We start from the raw sequence: 18582 nt of genomic DNA, 5'->3' as shown, positions 1-18582 counted from the left end.
GCAGAACCTCATAGACGTGGCCGCCAGTAAAACGGATCAGTATCCTAGCACCCTCTCGCCCGCCGACGCTAAGACCAAGCGGGCAGCCCAACAGGTTGAAAAACGAATGAATGCTCTAGCCCGCCGCGCTGCTGGCCTGCTGCTCAGCGCAGTCTGCCTGCCCCTTTCGGCCCTGGCGGCCGACCCGCAACCGACCCATGAATTCACCCTCGACAACGGCCTAAAGGTCGTCGTGCGCGAAGACCATCGTGCGCCGGTGGTCGTTTCGCAGATCTGGTACAAGGTCGGCTCCAGCTATGAGACTCCGGGCCAGACCGGTCTGTCCCACGCGCTTGAGCACATGATGTTCAAGGGCAGCGAAAAAGTCGGCCCCGGCGAAGCCTCGCTGATCCTGCGCGACCTCGGCGCCGAAGAGAACGCCTTTACCAGCGACGACTTCACTGCTTATTACCAGGTGCTGGCCCGTGACCGTCTCGGCGTGGCCTTCGAGCTGGAAGCCGACCGCATGGCCAACCTGCGCCTGCCGGCCGACGAGTTCGCCAAGGAAATCGAAGTCATCAAGGAAGAGCGCCGCCTGCGCACCGATGACAAGCCGATGTCCAAGGCCTACGAGCGCTACAAGGCCATGGCCTACCCGGCCAGCGGTTATCACACGCCGACCATCGGCTGGATGGCTGACCTCGACCGTATGAAAGTCGAGGAACTGCGCCACTGGTACCAATCCTGGTACGCGCCGAACAACGCCACGCTGGTGGTGGTCGGTGACGTCACTCCGGACGAAGTGAAAACCCTCGCCCAGCGCTACTTCGGCCCGGTCGCCAAACGCGACGTGCCACCGGCGAAAAAACCGCTGGAACTGGCCGAGCCCGGCGAACGCCAGATCACCCTGCGCGTGCAGACCCAACTGCCGAGCCTGATGCTTGGCTTCAACGTGCCGAGCATTGCTACCGCTGAAGACAAACGCTCGGTCAACGCCCTGCGCCTGATCTCCGCGCTGCTCGATGGCGGCTACAGCGGGCGCATCCCTACGCAGCTGGAACGCGGCGAAGAGCTGGTCTCCGGCGGCTCGTCGGACTATGACGCCTACACCCGTGGTGACAGCCTGTTCACCCTGTCGGCCACGCCAAATACGCAGAAGAAAAAGACCATCGCCCAGGCCGAAGCCGGCTTGTGGAAACTGCTTGAGCAACTGAAAACCACCGCGCCGTCTGCCGAAGAGCTGGAACGCGTCCGCGCTCAAGTTATCGCCGGCCTGGTCTACGAGCGTGACTCGATCACCAGCCAGGCCACCGCGATCGGTCAACTGGAAACGGTCGGTCTGTCGTGGAAGCTGATGGACACCGAACTGGCCGATCTGGAAAGCGTGACCCCGCAAGACATCCAGAACGCCGCGAAAAAGTATTTCACCCGCGAACGTCTCAGCGTCGCCCACGTCCTGCCTTTGGAGACGACTCATGAGTGAGCGCAAAACCCCACGCCTGATGCTGCTTGGCCTGATTGCTGTCGCGGTGATCGGCTCGGCGGCTGTGTATCTGTCGCCCGGCGCTGACAGCCACGCCAGCGAAGCCTTGGATAACGCCAAGTCCAGCCAGAAATTGCAATCGCTGGCCGAACTCGATGGCAAGGCCCCGGCCAGCCGCAAGCTCGATGTGCAGACCTGGAACACCGCTGAAGGCGCCAAAGTGCTGTTCGTCGAAGCGCATGAGCTGCCGATGTTCGACATGCGCCTGATCTTCGCCGCTGGCAGCAGCCAGGATGGCAACGTCCCCGGCCTTGCGGTGCTGACCAACGCCATGCTCAACGAAGGCATCGCCGGCAAAGACGTCGGCGCTATCGCCCAGGGTTTTGAAGGTCTTGGGGCCGACTTCGGCAACGGTGCGTTCAAGGACATGGCGCTGGCCTCGCTGCGCAGCCTGAGCGCACCTGAGCAGCGTGAACCGGCGTTGAAGCTGTTCGCCGATGTGGTCGGCAAACCGACCTTCCCCGCCGATTCCTTCGCGCGCATCAAGAACCAGCTGCTCGCCGGTTTCGAATACCAGAAACAGAACCCCGGCAAACTCGCCAGCCTGGAGCTGATGAAGCGCCTGTATGGTGATCATCCGTACGCGCATTCCAGCGACGGTAATGCCCAGAGCGTGCCGAAGATCACCGTCGCGCAATTGCGCGAGTTCCACGCCAAGGCCTACGCCGCAGGCAATGCGGTGATTGCGCTGGTTGGTGATTTGTCGCGAGCCGAAGCCGAGGCGATCGCCAATCAGGTCTCCTCTGCCCTGCCGAAAGGCCCGGCACTGGCGAAAATCGCTGCGCCGCAGGAACCGCAAGCCAGCGTCAACCACATCGAGTTTCCGTCGAAACAGACCAACCTGATGCTCGCGCAACTGGGCATCGATCGCGATGATCCGGATTACGCCGCGCTGTCGCTGGGCAACCAGATCCTCGGCGGCGGTGGTTTCGGTACGCGCCTGATGAGCGAAGTGCGCGAGAAGCGCGGCCTGACCTACGGCGTGTATTCGGCGTTCAGCCCGATGCAGGCCCGTGGCCCGTTCATGATCAACCTGCAGACCCGCGCCGAGATGAGCGAAGGCACCCTGAAACTGGTGCAGGACGTGCTCGCCGACTACCTGAAAACCGGGCCGACACAGAAAGAACTCGACGATGCCAAGCGCGAACTGGCCGGCAGCTTCCCGCTGTCCACCGCGAGCAACGCCGACATCGTTGGCCAATTGGGCGCGATGGGCTTCTATAATCTGCCACTGAGCTATCTCGACGATTTCATGCGGCAGTCGCAGAGCCTGACCGTAGAGCAGGTCCGCGATGCGCTGAACAAACACCTGAGCACGGAGAAAATGGTCATCGTCACCGCTGGCCCGACCGTGCCGCAAAAGCCGTTACCGGCCCCATCTGATAAACCTGCCGAGCAACCGCTCGGGGTTCCGGAGCATTAATGGCCACTCGAGCACCGAAAAAACCTGTGCAAAACGTGCACAACGGCGTGAACCAGCTGCGCATCATTGGCGGCCAGTGGCGCAGCCGCAAGCTGAGCTTCCCCGACGCACCGGGCCTGCGCCCGACCCCGGATCGCGTGCGTGAAACCCTGTTCAACTGGCTCGCGCCCTATGTCGAAGGGGCGAAAGTGCTCGACCCGTTCGCCGGCAGCGGCGCGCTGTTTCTCGAAGCGCTGTCCCGAGGCGCGGCCACGGCCCAGGCGCTGGACGCCAGCAACGTTGCAGTTTCCAGTCTGAAGGAACACCTCGGCACCCTGCGTTGCAGCAACGGCCAGGTACAAACCGCCGACGCGCTGCGCTACCTGGAAACCCAGGCCGCGACGCCGTTCGATCTGGTGTTCCTCGACCCGCCGTTCAATCAGAACCTGTTGCCAGCGGTTTGTACTTTGCTGGAAGAGCGCCAATGGCTGGCGGCCGATTCGTGGATCTACACGGAAAGCGAAACAGCGCCATCGACGCTGGGCCTGCCGGGCAACTGGCGCCTGCACCGCGAACAGAAATCCGGTCGTGTGTATTACGCGTTGTGGCAGCGCAGCGCCTGAACCATCCGCACTGCGCTTTAGCGTGCGGTAGATAGTTACCGCACCCAGTGCCTCGCAGTCCGCCACAGTGGTTGCCGCAATCTGCGTTAACCACTGAGGATTTCGCGTATGGATACGCTCTGCAGCCGGATGCTGCTTTTTCTTGGCCTCGCGCCGTTCATGACGCTGGCCGCCACGCCCCCGCCGACTCATCAATTCACCCTGGAAAACGGTTTGCAGGTACTGGTGCGCGAGGATCACCGTGCGCCGCTGGTCACTTCGCATTTGTGGTTCAAGGTCGGCTCGGCAGACGAGGCGCCGGGGCAAGCCGGGCTATCGCACGTTCTTGAACACATGCTCTACAGAGGCAGCCGCAAGACCTGCGCCGGTGAGGCTTCGCGTCTTTTGGAGTCCCTGGGTGCCGAAGAAAATGCCTTCACCGCCGAGGACGTCACCGGCTACTACCAGACCTTGTCGCCGCGCTATCTGGGCGTGGTTTTCGAGCTGATGGCCGACCGGATGACGACTGCTGATTTGCACGTCGACGACCTGAAAACCGAACTGGCAGTCATCCGCGAAGAGCGCCAGCTGCGCATCGACGACGATGTCGACGCCGCTGTGCTGGAACACTTCACCAGCCAGGCGCATGTCGCCAACAGCTATCGCACGCCAGTCATCGGCTGGATGCACGACCTGCAGCACGTGGACGCCGAGGAACTTCGCCATTGGTATCAAAGCCGTTACGCGCCGGGCAACGCCGTACTGGTGATCGTCGGCGATGTCACGCTCGCACACGTGCAGCCGCTGGCCGAGCGCTATTTTGGCGCGCTCGCAAATCGTCCCGTGCCGCGCCTGTTACGGCCCGTGGAGCTGAAAGTGCCGGGCGAGCGCAAACTGACCTTGCAGCGCCATGTCCCAGCAGAGCGGTTGCTGATGGCTTTCAATCTGCCCGGACTGGCCACGGCCAAAGACCTGCACACCGTGCACGCCCTGCGCCTGATCAACGCGATACTCGGCGGCGCACATGGCGCGCGCCTGCAAAAGAAACTGATTTTCACCGACCGCGTGCTCAATCGTGTCGACACTCACTACGACGAACGCACGCGCGGCGACAGCCTGCTGCTGTTGACTGCCGAGCTGGCCGATCCGCCGCTGACCGATCTTGAAGGTGCGCAAGCGCGGGTGTGGGAGCAGATCGAAACGTTGCGCACCACACCACCGTCGGCGGAAGAGCTCGAGCGGGCACGCACGCAACTGATCGCGCAGCAGGTGTATGCCCGCGATTCGATTCAGGAACAGGCGCGTCAGCTGGCCAGGTTCCAGGCCATCGGCTTGCCTTGGCGAATACTCGATGAAGATGCAGCTGCATTGGCGAAAGTGACGCCGCAACAGATCCGCGAAGTGGCCGCCACCTGGCTGATACCCGAGCGTCTCAGCGTTGCCCAAGTGCGCAAGGTGGACGTCCGATGAGCAGGTTCTCAAGGCGCACGGGATTGATCCTGATGTGGCTGTCGGCTGCGGCGGCTTGCGCTGATGGCCAGCCTGAACAAGCGCGGACATCGCGCCTGCAATCGCTCAGCGAAGTCCAGGCGCTGGAAATCAAGCCGCGCGCATTGCAGATCAGGGGCTGGAAAACCCTGACCGGCACCAAGGTGCTGTTCGTGCGCACGAGCGATCTGCCGATGTTCGATATTCACGTCAGCTTCGCCGCAGGCAGCGCCCGCGACGGTAGCCTGCCGGGCCTGGCTGCCACGACCTTTTCCATGCTCAATGAAGGTATCCCCGGCAAGGATTTGTCCGCCATCGTCGAAACCTTCGACGGGCTCGGCGCGCAATGGGAAATGGACATCGATCACGACCGCGCCGTGTTCTCCCTGCGCAGCCTCAGCGATCCGGCCAAGCGCCTACCGGCGATGGATCTGTTGACGCGAATATTCAGCGAGCCATCGCTCAGCGCCCAGCGCCTGCCGCCAGTGAAAGACGAACTGCGCGCCGCGCTCATCGCAGAGCAAGGCGATGCCGCGGGTCTGGCCTCGCAGAGCATCAAGGCACTGCTTGCGCCGGACAGCCCCTACAGCCTTCCGGTCTATGGCACGCAATGGGGCCTCAATGCCGTGACCCGGGCCGCCGTGGAGGATTTCCATCGCCGCTATTGCGCTGCCCGACATGCGCAAATCACCCTGGTCGGCGACCTCACTCTGGACCAGGCACAAGCGATCAGCCTGCAGATCAGCAATGCCCTGCCCAAGCCTCCTGACGCGCTGGTGTCTTCAGCAATGGCAACGCCCGGAAACGTCCAGTCCAGTCACCTGGAACTGAATCAACTGCAGACCCACATTGCCTTTGCCCAAATCAGCGTGCCGCGACGACATGCCGATCACACCGCCTTGTACGCCGCCAGTCAGATTCTCGCCGGAGGCAGCAACAGTCGGTTGATGAATGAACTGCGGCACAAGCGCGGACAGGTTTATGACGTGTATGGCGCCAGCGTCAATTGGGCTGGTGGCGCCGGGTTGCTGACCGTCACCTTGCAGACCGGTAGCTCCATGAGCGACAGCACCGTCGCTTTGGTGCGCTCGATGCTCAATGATTTTCTTCGGGAAGGGCCGACCGCCCCGGAACTCGAGCACCTCAAGCGCAGGCTGGCCAACAGAAATGTGCTCACCAGCGCCAGCAACCGGCACATTCTGGCCAGACTCGTGGAGATCAACCGCTACGACTTGCCGCTCGATCTGGATTACACAATGCAACAAGTGCAGAAGCTGACGGTGGACGACATCAAACTCGCTATGAACCGTCACTTGTCTGTTGATCGCTGGGTGTGGGTTACGGTAGGCCCCAGTGTCGAGCAACAGCCACTGCCTGGACCGGAGGTTGCGCCGATCGGTCAGGCTGAAGAGGACATGTGTCGCGCCGACCCGGGCTTTGTGGCAAGTTAGGCGCTTTCGTTGAGAAGCGACAGCCCGCCCTGTGCGCCGGTCGCTTTACGCAAGACCTGTCGAGATTTGCCGTGCAATCACCGTCCCCGCTTCCCGCCTCGCGTTTCGTTCCGGCCTTCGGCCTCGGCAATCCGCATCTGCAAACCCTGTGGGGGCCGCTGTGGCGCAAGACCGTGCACATCGAGCGCGAACGCGAACGCCTGTGGCTCGAGGACGGCGACTTCCTCGACCTCGACTGGCACGGCCCGCACAGCGCCGAGGCGCCGATGGTACTGGTGCTGCACGGTTTGACCGGCTCATCCAATTCGCCCTATGTGGCGGGCATTCAAAAGGCCTTGGCCGAGCAGGGCTGGGCCAGCGTCGCGCTGAACTGGCGCGGTTGTTCCGGCGAGCCGAATCTGTTGCCGCGCAGCTACCACTCCGGCGCCAGCGAAGACCTTGCCGAAGCCATCCAGCACCTGCGCGCCAAACGACCGTTGGCGCCGTTGTACGCGGTCGGCTATTCACTGGGCGGCAACGTGCTGCTCAAACATCTTGGCGAAACCGGCAGCAACAGCGGCGTGCTCGGCGCGGTGGCGGTGTCGGTGCCGTTCAGGCTCGACCAGTGCGCAGACCGGATTGGCCAGGGATTTTCGCGGGTTTACCAGGCGCATTTCATGCGCGAAATGGTCGCCTACATCAAGAACAAGCAGCGCCAGTTCCAGCATGACGGACGCGAAGACGGCCTGGCGAAACTGGCCGCGCTCGGCTCGCTGGAAAACATGCGTACGTTCTGGGATTTCGACGGCCGGGTTACCGCGCCATTGCACGGTTTCAATGACGCCGAGGATTACTACCGCCGCGCCTCGAGCCGCTACTACCTCGGCGAGATCCGCACGCCGACGCTGATCATTCAGGCGGCGGACGATCCCTTCGTATTTCCCCATAGCCTGCCGCAAGCCGACGAGTTGTCAGCCTGCACCCGGTTCGAATTGCAGGCGCGTGGCGGTCATGTCGGCTTCGTCGACGGCTCGTTTCGCCGGCCCGGGTATTACCTGGAGCGGCGTGTCCCGCAATGGCTGGCCGCACTCGGTCAATAAACGCCGCATGGCCCTTGCAGGAGTGAGCCTGCTCGCGATGGCGATGGGTCAGTCTGGAAATTCAATGCCTGACAGGACGCCTTCGCGAGCAAGCTCGCTCCCACAGGGATTTGTGTCGGCATGAAAATGCATGGCACAACCTGGTTCAATGTGGGAGCGAGCCTGCTCGCGAAAGCGGTGAATCAGTTGGCATTTAACTCACAGACATACCGCCATCGCGAGCAGGCTCACTCCTACAGGAGATCGCTGTGTTTATTCGCCCGTGGCAATGCCGCGCGACGGTTCGTTGATCCACTCGCTCCACGATCCGGCATACAGCGCCCCCAGCGGATACCCAGCCAGGCACAGTGCGAACAGGTTGTGACACGCCGTCACTCCCGAGCCGCAGTAGGCGACCAGTTCCGACGGTGAGCGATCAGCCAGCTTCGCCGCAAAGCGCTCCTTGAGCTGCTCCGCCGGCAAAAAACGTCCATCACTGCCGAGGTTGTCGGTGAACGCCGCGCACTGCGCGCCGGGAATGTGCCCGGCGACCGGATCGATCGGTTCCACTTCGCCCTTGAAGCGCGGCAAGGCGCGGGCGTCGAGCAGGGTCAGGGTTGGCTGGCCGAGGCGCTGCTGCAATTGTTCGGCGCTGAGCAACAGGCTCATGTCCGGCTGACCACTGAAGTTACCCGACGTCACGCTCGGCGGATCCAGGCTCAGCGGCAGGCCGGCCGCGTGCCAGACCTTGAGCCCGCCATCGAGAATGAATACGCCGTCGCGCTTGCCCAGCCATGCCAGCAACCACCACGCCCGCGCCGCGTATGCACCCGGGCCGTCGTCGTACAAAACCACATCGCTGTCGTTGCAGATGCCCCAGGCTTGCAGGCGTTCGATCAGCGCCGCCGGCTCGGGCAACGGATGACGCCCGGTCACGCCCTTCTCGACTTTACCGCTCAGATCCCGCTCCAGATCGGCGAAACTCGCCCCGGCAATGTGCCCTTCGGCGTAGCTGCGCTGGCCGTAATCCGGATCTTCGAGGGCGAAACGACAATCGAGAATCACCAGCCCCGGCTGCTCTTTGCGAGCGTCCAAAACTTGTGGGCTGATCAACTGCGCAATCGACATAACGGGCTCCTGTGGAATTCGGCTGAACGGTTTATTTCACGTCTTCAAGGGCCTGCGCCAGCGGCACATAGAACTCGTCGAACAGTGCTTTGACTTCATCCCGCGCCTGATCGGTGACAAACCCTGCCTCAAGCACCAGCACCTGATACACGCCACGCTTCACGGCCTGTTCGCTGAGGTGGTTGGAGTTTTCCCGGGTGGTGCACAGAAAACGCACCCACGACGTCAGGATGATCCACGCATTGAGGGTCAGCGATTCGATCTGCACACGGTCCATTTTCAGGATGCCGGCGGCGACGAAGCCTTCGTAGATCGCTGCGCCCTGGATCACGCAGCGCTGGGAAAAACGCCGATAGCGCGCGGCCAGTTCCGCATCGCTGTCGAGCAGATGCTCAAGGTCACGATGCAGGAAACGGTAGCGCCACATGGCCGAGAGCAGTTCCTTGAGATAGAAACGCTTGTCCTCGACGGTCGCCGGGCGACCCTGAGGCGGACGCAAAAAGCTGTCCACCAGGGCTTCGTACTCACTGAACAACACGGCGATGATCGCCTGCTTGTTGGGGAAGTGGTAGTACAGGTTGCCCGGAGAAATCTCCATGTGCGCGGCGATGTGGTTGGTGCTGACGCTGCGCTCGCCCTGCTGATTGAACAGCTCCAGGCTGTTCTGAACGATGCGCTCGCTGGTTTTTATTCGTGGGGCCATGGCTTGAGCTTTAATTCAGAGTGCGTAGACGGCGCATCTTACGACCTAACCGGAAATGGATAAAACCTTGCCGTGCACGGAAGTCGTTTGACTTTCTAGAGCTTAGACTCTAAAAAGTGCCCATTACAATAAAATCCGGAGCCCGCGATGACTGCCGACATTGCCTACCTGCAAACCCTGCAACAGCCTCTTGAAACCCTCGATCGGCAGTTCCAGGCACAACGGGCCGCATATGCCGCCAACCCGATGCCGCCGGCCGCACAGCGGCAACAATGGCTCAAGGCTTTGCGCGATTTGCTCAGCGCTGAGCGGCAGGCATTGATCGAGGCGATCAGCGCCGATTTCAGTCACCGCAGCGTCGACGAAACCCTGCTCGCCGAACTGATGCCGAGCCTGCACGGCATTCACTACGCCAGCCGTCATCTGAAGAACTGGATGAAGCCATCGCGGCGCAAGGTCGGCATGGCCTTCCAGCCTGCTTCGGCAAAGGTTGTTTACCAGCCGCTGGGCGTGGTCGGTGTGATCGTGCCGTGGAACTACCCGCTGTATCTGGCCGTAGGGCCGATGGTCGGCGCCCTGGCGGCGGGCAATCGGGTGATGCTCAAGCTCAGCGAATCGACCCCGGCCACCGGCCTGTTGCTCAAAGAGCTGCTCGCGCGGATCTTTCCCGAAGACCTGGTTTGTGTAGTGCTGGGCGAAGCGGATGTCGGCGTGGCGTTCTCGCGTCTGCCGTTCGATCACCTGCTGTTCACCGGTTCCACCAGCGTCGGCAAACACGTCATGCGCGCTGCGGCGGAAAACCTCACGCCGGTCACCCTGGAACTGGGCGGCAAGTCGCCGGCCATCGTATCCACAGACGTACCGCTCAAGGACGCCGCCGAACGCATCGCTTTCGGCAAAACTCTCAATGCCGGGCAGACCTGCGTCGCGCCCGACTATGTGCTGGTGCCGGAAGACCGCGTCGGCGCCTTCGTCGAGGCCTACCGTCAGGCTGTGAAAGGCTTCTACCCGACCCTGGCCGACAACGCCGACTACACCGCGATCATCAACGAACGCCAGATGTCCCGACTGAACGGTTACGTCAGCGACGCGACCAGCAAGGGCGCGCTGCTGATCCCACTGTTCGAACAAGGCCAGGGCCGACGCATGCCACACAGCGTGCTGCTCAATGTCAGCGATGAGATGACGGTGATGCAGGACGAGATTTTCGGCCCGTTGCTGCCGATCGTGCCTTATCGCGATCTGGAGCAGGCATTCGCTTACATCAATCAGCGGCCTCGTCCTCTGGCTCTTTACTACTTTGGCTACGACAAACGCGAACAGCATCGCGTGCTGCACGAGACCCATTCCGGCGGCGTATGCCTGAACGACACCTTGTTGCATGTCGCTCAGGACGATATGCCCTTCGGTGGCATCGGCCCCTCGGGCATGGGCCATTACCACGGCCACGAAGGTTTCCTGACCTTCAGCAAGGCCAAGGGCGTGCTGATCAAACAGCGCTTCAACGCGGCCCGGCTGATCTACCCGCCCTATGGCACATCGATTCAGAAACTGATTCAGAAGCTGTTCATTCGCTAAACGTTCGTCGACGCCGGGTAATAAAAACAATGCACCCAAGCCTGACCGAAACACCTGCCCTGTCGCGCCGTGGCCTGCTGAAATTCAGCCTCGGCGCCAGCGCGTTTCTTGCCACCGCCGGCCTTGGCGCCAGCCTCACTGGCTGCTCGTCGAGCATCAGCGCCAACGGCTTTGTCAGTTTGCGCGACGGCGATCTGCTGTTCCTGCGCGCGCTGATCCCGGTGATGCTCGACGGCGCCGTGGCCGCCGAGAAAATGCCCGCTGCGCTCGACGGCACGCTGAAGTCGCTGGACTACAGCCTCGATCACCTGTCGCCGGAAATGCTCAAGCTCACTCGGCAACTCTTCGATGTGCTGGGCATGGCCGTGACCCGTGGCCCGCTCACCGGCATCTGGGGCAGTTGGGAAAACGCCAGCCCTGAGGCGATGCGGCATTTCCTTGATCGCTGGGAGAACAGCTCACTGAGCTTGTTGCGCATGGGCCATAGCTCGTTGCAGCAGATGGTGATGATGGCCTGGTACACCCGCGCCGAGTCCTGGGCGCATTGCGGTTATCCCGGTCCGCCGAAGGTCTGAAACCAGGGCGCGGCCTTCGCGAGCAGGCTCGCTCCCACATTTGAAATGCATCCCCCTGTGGGAGCGAGCCTGCTCGCGAAGGGGCCTGCTGCATCACCTCAGCATCCAGAATAATAAAGAGAACCTGACCGATGCCCGCACCCGATCCCTTCCGCGAAGGCCTCGCCCGAGGCTGGAAAACCTACAACGGCGCGCAACTGAGCGACGACCTCACCCTCGAAGCCGACGTGGCGATCATCGGCAGTGGCGCCGGCGGCGGCACCACGGCGGAGATCCTCAGCGCGGCCGGCTACAAAGTCCTGCTGATCGAAGAAGGCCCGCTGAAGACCAGTTCGGATTTCAAGCTGCTCGAAGACGAGGCTTACAGCAGCCTCTACCAGGAAGGCATCGGGCGCATGAGCAAGGACGGCGCGATCACTATCCTGCAGGGCCGCGCGGTCGGCGGCACGACGCTGATCAACTGGACCTCGAGCTTCCGCACACCCGAGCCGACCCTCGAACACTGGGCCAGCGAGCACAACGTCAAAGGCCATAGCCCGGCAGAGATGGCGCCGTGGTTCGAAAAAATGGAGCAGCGCCTCGGGGTCGCGCCGTGGATGGTGCCGCCCAATGCCAACAACGATGTGATCCGCAAAGGCTGCGAGCAACTCGGCTACAGCTGGCACGTGATCCCGCGCAACGTTCGCGGTTGTTGGAATCTGGGCTATTGCGGCATGGGCTGCCCGAGCAATGCCAAGCAATCGATGATGGTCACGACCATCCCGGCGACGCTGGAAAAGGGCGGCGAGCTGCTGTATCTCGCGCGTGTGGAGAAACTGCTGATCAGTGGCGACAAAGTCACCGGCCTGCATTGCGTGGCGATGGACCAACGCTGCGTCGAGCCGACCGGGCGCAGCATCACCGTCAAGGCGCGGCATTATGTGCTGGCCGGCGGCGGCATCAACAGCCCGGCGCTGTTGCTGCGCTCCGACGCGCCGGATCCGCATGAGCGCATAGGCAAGCGCACCTTTCTGCACCCGGTGAACATGTCCGCCGCGCGTTTCGCCGAGGTGGTCAATCCGTTCTACGGCGCGCCGCAGTCGATCTACTCCGACCATTTTCAGTGGAAGGACGGCACCACCGGGCCGATGGCTTTCAAACTCGAAGTGCCGCCGCTGCACCCGGCGCTGGCCGCCACACTGCTCGGCGGTTTCGGTCAAGAGAACGCGCAACACATGGCTGATCTGCCGCACACCCACGCGATGCTGGCGCTGCTGCGCGATGGCTTCCATCCGGACAGCAGCGGTGGCTCGGTGGAGCTGCGCGGCGACGGCTCGCCGGTGCTCGACTATCAGGTTTCGCAGTACGCCTGGGACGGTTTGCGCCGGGCCTTTCACGTCATGGCCGAAATCCAGTTCGCCGGCGGCGCGCAATCGGTCATGCCGATGCACGCCGACGGTCGCTATGTGAAGACACTGGCTGAGGCGCGCTCGCTGATCGACGGGTTGAGCCTGGAGCTGTACCGCACGCGACTGGGCAGTGCCCACGTGATGGGTGGTTGTGCGATGGGTGAAGATCCGAAAAGCGCGGTCGCTGACAGCCTCGGCCGCCATCATCAACTGAGCAATCTGTCGATTCACGACGGCTCGCTGTTCCCCACCAGCATCGGCGCCAACCCGCAGTTGTCGGTGTATGGCCTGACCGCGCAACTGGCGACAGCCTTGGCTGATCGGCTGAAAAATCCATGAAAAAGCAGAATATTCCTATCGTCTATAGTGCTTTCTTACCCAACAGGCGACTTGGCCGACCGGGAAGGCTGCGATACCATCCGACTCCCCAACGGACTCCCGCCAGGACGACGCGATGAACCGAGTGTTGTACCCAGGTACCTTCGACCCTATTACCAAGGGCCATGGCGATCTGGTCGAACGCGCCTCGCGCCTGTTCGATCACGTGATCATTGCGGTCGCCGCCAGCCCGAAAAAGAACCCGCTGTTCCCACTGGAACAACGGGTCGAACTGGCTCGCGAGGTCACCAAACACCTGCCGAACGTGGAAGTGGTCGGTTTCTCGACGCTGCTCGCGCATTTCGCCAAAGAGCAGAACGCCAATGTGTTCCTGCGTGGTCTGCGTGCGGTGTCGGACTTCGAATACGAATTCCAGCTGGCCAACATGAACCGCCAACTGGCACCGGATGTGGAGAGCCTGTTTCTCACGCCGTCGGAGCGTTATTCGTTCATTTCCTCGACGCTGGTGCGGGAGATTGCCGCGCTGGGCGGCGATATCAGCAAGTTCGTCCACCCGGCCGTGGCCGACGCGCTGACCCTGCGCTTCAAGAAGTAGGAACTGCCGAAGGCTCGGGCTGCGATCAGACGATCTTTGCTTTTAAAGATTGCAGTCTCGTGCCCTTGATCGCCCCCGCGTGCACTGCGAGCGCCAATGCGGCACAATTGCGCGCATTGATTTATAGCGCCCGGGCCTGCCGCCCCGGCTGGAGTTAGCATGTCCCTGATCATCACCGACGATTGCATCAACTGCGACGTCTGCGAACCCGAGTGCCCGAACGCCGCCATTTCCCAAGGCGAAGAGATCTACGTGATCGACCCGAACCTGTGCACCCAGTGCGTCGGCCACTACGACGAGCCGCAGTGCCAGCAGGTCTGCCCGGTGGATTGCATTCCACTGGACGAAGCCCATCCGGAGACTGAAGAACAGTTGATGGAGAAGTACCGCAAGATTACCGGCAAGGCCTGATCTCTTCAGTGCCCGTCCGGCCTTCTTCGCGAGCAGGCTCGCTCCCACATTTGCAATGCATTCTCCTGTGGGAGCGAGCCTGCTCGCGAATGGGCCATCAGCCACACCCCTGAAACCCGATCAGCTCACTCGCGCTGCTCGAACCCCTCCCCCGTACACCCCAGACACCGCACAAACGCTGCTTTCGCCGGGTCTACCACCAGCGCCTGACCGGCATCGCCAACACCGCCGCCGAGCGCGGTAAACGGCAACGACACCACAAACGCTCCCGCACCGATCACCGTTGCCACCACCAGCAAAGGTCGGGCAATCAGCAGGTCGCCGAGCATGGCGTAGGCCGGGGGATTCTGGATGGTGTATCGCGGGTCACCGCTGCCGTTTTCCGAGGCCTGAGCAGCCAGACTGGAACACAGCAGCAGCGTGACGAAGAAGACTTGCAGGAGTTTCATGGCACGATCCTTCGGGCTGAGCAGTGAGACTTCTCACTATAGACCCAAGGATTTTTCAGGTCTGGCAGCGCGGACAAAACACGCTGGCGCGCTGGCCGAGCTTAACTTCGCGCAATCCGGTGCCGCAGACCTTGCAGTGCTGCCCTCCCCGGCCGTAGACAAACAGTTCCTGCTGGAAATAGCCGGGCTGACCGTCGCCGCCAATGAAATCGCGCAATGTCGTGCCGCCACGCTCGATGGCGGCGGCGAGGATGCGTTTGATCTCGATCGCCAGTTTCAAGTAACGCCCGCGGGAAATGCTTCCGGCTTCGCGGCGCGGGTCGATGCCGGCGGCGAACAGCGCTTCGGTCGCATAGATATTGCCCACCCCGACCACCACCGCGTTGTCCATGATGAACGGCTTGACCGCCATCGAGCGCCCGCGTGACAGCTTGAACAATCTTTCGCCATCGAACAGATCGGTCAGCGGCTCCGGTCCGAGGCGAATCAGCAGTTCGTGATTGAGCGGGTCGTTGCTCCACAGCATCGCGCCGAACCGTCGCGGGTCGGTGTAGCGCAGGGCCAGACCCGATTCCAGTTCGATGTCGACGTGCTCGTGCTTCAACGCCGGCAACCCGGCCTCGACCAGACGCAGATTGCCCGACATGCCCAGATGGCTGATCAGTGTGCCGATCTCGGCGTTGATCAACAGGTACTTGGCGCGCCGCTCCACCAGCACGATGCGCTGCCCGGACAGGCGCACATCGAGGTCTTCGGGGATCGGCCAGCGCAGGCGCCGGTCGCGGACGATGACGCGGCTGACACGCTGGCCTTCCAGGTGCGGGGCGATCCCGCGACGGGTGGTTTCGACTTCCGGCAGTTCAGGCATGGTGTCCTCGGATCAATGCGCGCCGAGGTCGCGAATCGTTTGTTTGAGTGTTTCGAAGTCGTAGTCCGACAGACCGACGTAATCGAGCACCAACGGGCCGACCGCGTTCCACTCGAAATCTTCGGTCTGGTTGCCCAGCACCCGATACGAGGCGCAGATGTGCTCGGCCATTTTCAGAATCGCCAGCAAATTTTTCAGCTGGCTGTTCTTCGACGATTCGTCGCTGAAAATCGCCAGCGCGTTGTGGTGGTTGGCGATGGCGGCGCTGACATGCTCCGGCAGGCGCCAGGACTTGGCAGTGTAGTAACCGACCACGGCGTGATTGGTGTTGAACACACGGTTTTCCGTATCGACCACACGGCATTCCGGGCTGGCGCTGGCATAGGCCTCTTCCAGTACGGTCATGTAGTTGGGGAAACGCTGCAGCATCAACGGTACGCCGCAATCGTGGAACAGCCCTAACGCATAGGCTTCGTCACCGGCCTGGGTGCCGATGCGCTTGGCCAGGGTCAGGCAGGTCATCGCCACGTCCTGCGCGGTGTCCCAGAAACGGTTGAGGGTGACGATGGTGTCGTCGTTCATCTCGCCCTTGATCGACTGCGCGTTGATCAGGTTGATGATCGAGCGGCTGCCCAACAGGTTCACCGCACGCTGGATCGAGGTGATCTTGTTGCTCAGGCCGTAATACGGCGAGTTGACGATTTTCAGCAGCGCGCCGGACAGGCCGGGATCCTGGGAGATCAGCTTGGCGATCACCTCCAGGTCCGGGTCGGGCATGTACTGCTCCATTTGCAGATCCACCATGATCTGCGGTTGCGCCGGCACACTGATGCCTTGCAGCGATTGTTGAATCTGTTCGGTGGTCAGCTCTTGGGACATAAGTACACACTCCGGGGCAGGCGGCGATTCTAACCGCTGAAACGGCAGGGCGACACACCGATGGGCACATCGTCGGAACTTTCATCTGTGCCCAGGCTTCGGAATCTGTAGGGCGCATCGGACCTCAACGGTCCGCTGCGAAGGCAAAATCTCCACAGACTCAGGAGCTTACCGATGGCAACTTCCCTCAATGGCAAACGCGTCGCTATTTTGGTTACCGATGGTTTCGAACAGGTCGAAATGACAGGCCCCAAGGATGCTCTGGAGCAGGCCGGCGTGCAGGTCGATATCCTTTCCGCCGAGGCTGGCACGGTGAAAGGCTGGAACCATGACAAACCGGCCGACGACTTCCCCGTCAGCAACACTTTCCAGGCTGTGAGCGTCGATCAATACGATGCCGTGCTGCTGCCGGGCGGTGTGCAGAATTCCGACACCATCCGTATCGATCAGGATGCCCAGCATCTGGTCAAGACTGCCGCTTCGGCGGGCAAGCCGATTGCCGTGATCTGCCACGGCAGCTGGTTGCTGATCTCGGCAGGACTGGTCAATGGCAAGACCATGACCAGCTACAAAACGGTCAAGGACGATCTGGTCAATGCCGGGGTCAACTGGGTCGACCAGGAAGTGGTCAAGGACGGCAACCTGATCAGCAGCCGCCAACCGGATGATGTGCCGGCGTTCAGTCAGGCCCTGATTGACGCACTGGCTGCATAAGAGCTGAAATCGCTTTCGCGAGCAGGCTCGCTCCCACAGGTGAATGCATTGCAAGTGTGGGAGCGAGCCTGCTCGCGAAGGGGCCATCCGCTTTTCATCGCAGGCCAGACCGGAGCACGCGTCAACACGCTATACTCCCGCTCTTTTTTCCGGAGCGACGTCATGTCCCTGCCTAGCCTGCGCCTCAAAGCCAACGCCGACCGTCGCCTGCGCAACGGCCACTTGTGGGTCTACAGCAACGAAATCGACGTGGCCGCCACGCCTCTGCACGGCTTCAAGGCCGGCGATCAGGCGGTGCTCGAAGCCGCTGGCGGCAAGCCGTTGGGCATCGTCGCCATGAGCCCGAACAACCTGATCTGCGCGCGTCTGCTGTCACGCGACATCAAACTGGCACTCGACAAGTCGCTACTGGTGCATCGCCTGAATGTCGCACTGTCGTTGCGCGAGCGTCTGTTCGACAAACCATTCTATCGTCTGGTCTACGGCGACTCCGACCTGCTGCCGGGTCTGGTGGTCGATCGTTTCGGCGACATTCTTGTGGTGCAGATCGCCTCGGCGACCATGGAAGCGCACAAAGACGACGTGATCGCCGCGCTGACTCAAGTGCTCAAGCCAAGCGGCATCCTGTTCAAGAACGACTCCGCCGCCCGCGACGCCGAAGGCCTCAACCGCTACGTCGAAACCGTGTTCGGTCTGGTACCGGAATGGGTCGCGCTGGAAGAGAACGGCGTCAAGTTCGAAGCGCCGGTCATTCAAGGTCAGAAAACCGGCTGGTTCTACGACCACCGCATGAACCGCGCGCGCCTGGCACCCTACGCCAAAGGCAAACGCGTGCTCGACCTCTATAGCTATATCGGTGGCTGGGGCGTGCAGGCCGCGGCGTTCGGCGCCAGCGAAGTGTTCTGCGTCGACGCCTCCGCATTCGCCCTCGACGGTGTAGAGCGCAACGCTGCGCTGAACGGTTTCGCTGACAAGATGACCTGCATCGAAGGCGATGTCTTTGAAGCGCTGAAGGAACTGAAAGCCAGCGAAGAGCGTTTCGACGTGATCGTTGCCGATCCGCCGGCCTTCATCAAACGCAAGAAAGACATGAAGAACGGCGAAGGCGCCTACCGTCGTCTGAACGAGCAAGCCATGCGCCTGCTGACCAAGGACGGCATTCTGGTCAGTGCTTCGTGCTCCATGCACCTGCCGGAAGATGATCTGCAGAACATCCTGCTGACCAGCGCCCGTCACCTGGACCGCAATATCCAGATGCTCGAGCGTGGCGGTCAGGGTCCGGATCATCCGGTGCATCCGGCCATCGCTGAAACCCGTTACATCAAAAGCATCACCTGCCGTCTGCTGCCCAACAGCTGATTGCGCTTGCACACCGGGGAGCCACTGAGCTCCCCGTTTTTTTTGCGCGCCCTCCCCCCGTTTTTTCACACTC

Annotated in this window: 18 protein-coding genes; 13 read left to right on the top strand and 5 right to left on the bottom strand. The window is 61.9% G+C overall.

The window, feature by feature from the left end; all coding sequences use genetic code 11:
* The first annotated feature begins 106 nt into the window (after positions 1-106).
* The 6 genes from ACV8MC_RS08320 to ACV8MC_RS08295 all read left to right on the top strand — a co-directional run bounded on the left by ACV8MC_RS08320 (position 107) and on the right by ACV8MC_RS08295 (position 7544).
* Positions 107-1462, top strand: coding sequence for a M16 family metallopeptidase (locus tag ACV8MC_RS08320; RefSeq protein WP_041476824.1), 1356 nt, complete (start codon positions 107-109; stop codon positions 1460-1462).
* The gene (locus ACV8MC_RS08315; RefSeq protein ID WP_252877053.1) at positions 1455-2945 is read left to right on the top strand and encodes a M16 family metallopeptidase; all 1491 of its coding nucleotides are present in this window, start codon (positions 1455-1457) and stop codon (positions 2943-2945) included. The genes ACV8MC_RS08320 and ACV8MC_RS08315 overlap by 8 nt, the downstream gene beginning before the upstream one ends.
* Complete coding sequence (gene rsmD, locus ACV8MC_RS08310; RefSeq protein ID WP_041476826.1) at positions 2945-3547, top strand: 16S rRNA (guanine(966)-N(2))-methyltransferase RsmD; 603 nt, start codon at positions 2945-2947, stop codon at positions 3545-3547. Before ACV8MC_RS08315 ends, rsmD begins: the two co-directional genes overlap by 1 nt.
* 108 nt (positions 3548-3655) lie before the next feature.
* Entirely contained in the window at positions 3656-4996 is a 1341-nt protein-coding gene (locus tag ACV8MC_RS08305; protein ID WP_457264998.1) for a M16 family metallopeptidase, read from the top strand.
* Positions 4993-6465, top strand: coding sequence for a M16 family metallopeptidase (locus tag ACV8MC_RS08300; RefSeq protein WP_457264996.1), 1473 nt, complete (start codon positions 4993-4995; stop codon positions 6463-6465). The genes ACV8MC_RS08305 and ACV8MC_RS08300 overlap by 4 nt, the downstream gene beginning before the upstream one ends.
* Before the next feature lie 71 nt (positions 6466-6536).
* Complete coding sequence (locus ACV8MC_RS08295) at positions 6537-7544, top strand: hydrolase (RefSeq protein WP_457264994.1); 1008 nt, start codon at positions 6537-6539, stop codon at positions 7542-7544.
* A 252-nt stretch (positions 7545-7796) separates the two neighbouring features.
* Here ACV8MC_RS08295 and ACV8MC_RS08290 read toward each other — a convergent pair whose 3' ends face one another.
* Both ACV8MC_RS08290 and ACV8MC_RS08285 read right to left on the bottom strand, forming a co-directional pair.
* Positions 7797-8651 carry a sulfurtransferase gene (locus tag ACV8MC_RS08290; protein WP_256807925.1) on the bottom strand — a complete coding sequence of 285 codons (855 nt, stop codon included), beginning with the start codon at positions 8649-8651 and terminating at the stop codon, positions 7797-7799.
* A gap of 31 nt (positions 8652-8682) precedes the next feature.
* On the bottom strand, positions 8683-9354 hold the full coding sequence (locus ACV8MC_RS08285; RefSeq protein ID WP_256807924.1) for a TetR/AcrR family transcriptional regulator: 672 nt from the start codon (positions 9352-9354) through the stop codon (positions 8683-8685).
* A gap of 147 nt (positions 9355-9501) precedes the next feature.
* On the opposite strand from ACV8MC_RS08285, the gene ACV8MC_RS08280 reads away from it, so the two are divergent.
* The 5 genes from ACV8MC_RS08280 to ACV8MC_RS08260 all read left to right on the top strand — a co-directional run bounded on the left by ACV8MC_RS08280 (position 9502) and on the right by ACV8MC_RS08260 (position 14240).
* Complete coding sequence (locus ACV8MC_RS08280) at positions 9502-10932, top strand: coniferyl aldehyde dehydrogenase (RefSeq protein ID WP_457264992.1); 1431 nt, start codon at positions 9502-9504, stop codon at positions 10930-10932.
* A 29-nt stretch (positions 10933-10961) separates the two neighbouring features.
* Positions 10962-11507 carry a twin-arginine translocation pathway signal protein gene (locus ACV8MC_RS08275; protein ID WP_151553204.1) on the top strand — a complete coding sequence of 182 codons (546 nt, stop codon included), beginning with the start codon at positions 10962-10964 and terminating at the stop codon, positions 11505-11507.
* Positions 11508-11638: 131 nt separating this feature from the next.
* Complete coding sequence (locus ACV8MC_RS08270; protein WP_457264991.1) at positions 11639-13234, top strand: GMC family oxidoreductase N-terminal domain-containing protein; 1596 nt, start codon at positions 11639-11641, stop codon at positions 13232-13234.
* A gap of 115 nt (positions 13235-13349) precedes the next feature.
* Positions 13350-13829 (top strand): pantetheine-phosphate adenylyltransferase, encoded by a 480-nt coding sequence (coaD, locus tag ACV8MC_RS08265; RefSeq protein WP_003229157.1) that lies wholly within the window; start codon positions 13350-13352, stop codon positions 13827-13829.
* Between the two features lie 159 nt (positions 13830-13988).
* A complete protein-coding gene (locus tag ACV8MC_RS08260) occupies positions 13989-14240 on the top strand; it encodes a YfhL family 4Fe-4S dicluster ferredoxin (RefSeq protein ID WP_003195146.1) in 252 nt (83 codons plus the stop codon).
* A gap of 125 nt (positions 14241-14365) precedes the next feature.
* Here the strand turns inward: ACV8MC_RS08260 and ACV8MC_RS08255 are convergent, their stop codons facing one another.
* The 3 genes from ACV8MC_RS08255 to ACV8MC_RS08245 are packed head-to-tail and all read right to left on the bottom strand — an operon-like array spanning position 14366 to position 16382.
* Positions 14366-14689 carry a multidrug transporter gene (locus ACV8MC_RS08255; protein WP_252868429.1) on the bottom strand — a complete coding sequence of 108 codons (324 nt, stop codon included), beginning with the start codon at positions 14687-14689 and terminating at the stop codon, positions 14366-14368.
* Between the two features lie 55 nt (positions 14690-14744).
* Entirely contained in the window at positions 14745-15557 is an 813-nt protein-coding gene (gene mutM / locus ACV8MC_RS08250) for a bifunctional DNA-formamidopyrimidine glycosylase/DNA-(apurinic or apyrimidinic site) lyase (protein ID WP_150743578.1), read from the bottom strand.
* Between the two features lie 12 nt (positions 15558-15569).
* Positions 15570-16382: an HDOD domain-containing protein gene (locus ACV8MC_RS08245; protein ID WP_164558347.1), complete on the bottom strand. Its 813-nt coding sequence runs from the start codon at positions 16380-16382 to the stop codon at positions 15570-15572.
* Positions 16383-16610: 228 nt separating this feature from the next.
* On the opposite strand from ACV8MC_RS08245, the gene ACV8MC_RS08240 reads away from it, so the two are divergent.
* Both ACV8MC_RS08240 and ACV8MC_RS08235 read left to right on the top strand, forming a co-directional pair.
* The gene (locus tag ACV8MC_RS08240; RefSeq protein WP_016772701.1) at positions 16611-17150 is read left to right on the top strand and encodes a type 1 glutamine amidotransferase domain-containing protein; all 540 of its coding nucleotides are present in this window, start codon (positions 16611-16613) and stop codon (positions 17148-17150) included.
* Between the two features lie 162 nt (positions 17151-17312).
* Positions 17313-18509, top strand: coding sequence for a class I SAM-dependent rRNA methyltransferase (locus ACV8MC_RS08235; RefSeq protein WP_016772700.1), 1197 nt, complete (start codon positions 17313-17315; stop codon positions 18507-18509).
* The last annotated feature ends 73 nt before the right edge of the window (positions 18510-18582 follow it).

Source organism: Pseudomonas sp. PK-RTE-24, from assembly GCF_054052265.1.
Note: the sequence above shows the minus strand (reverse complement) of the source record. Positions and strands in the feature narration are given on the sequence as shown.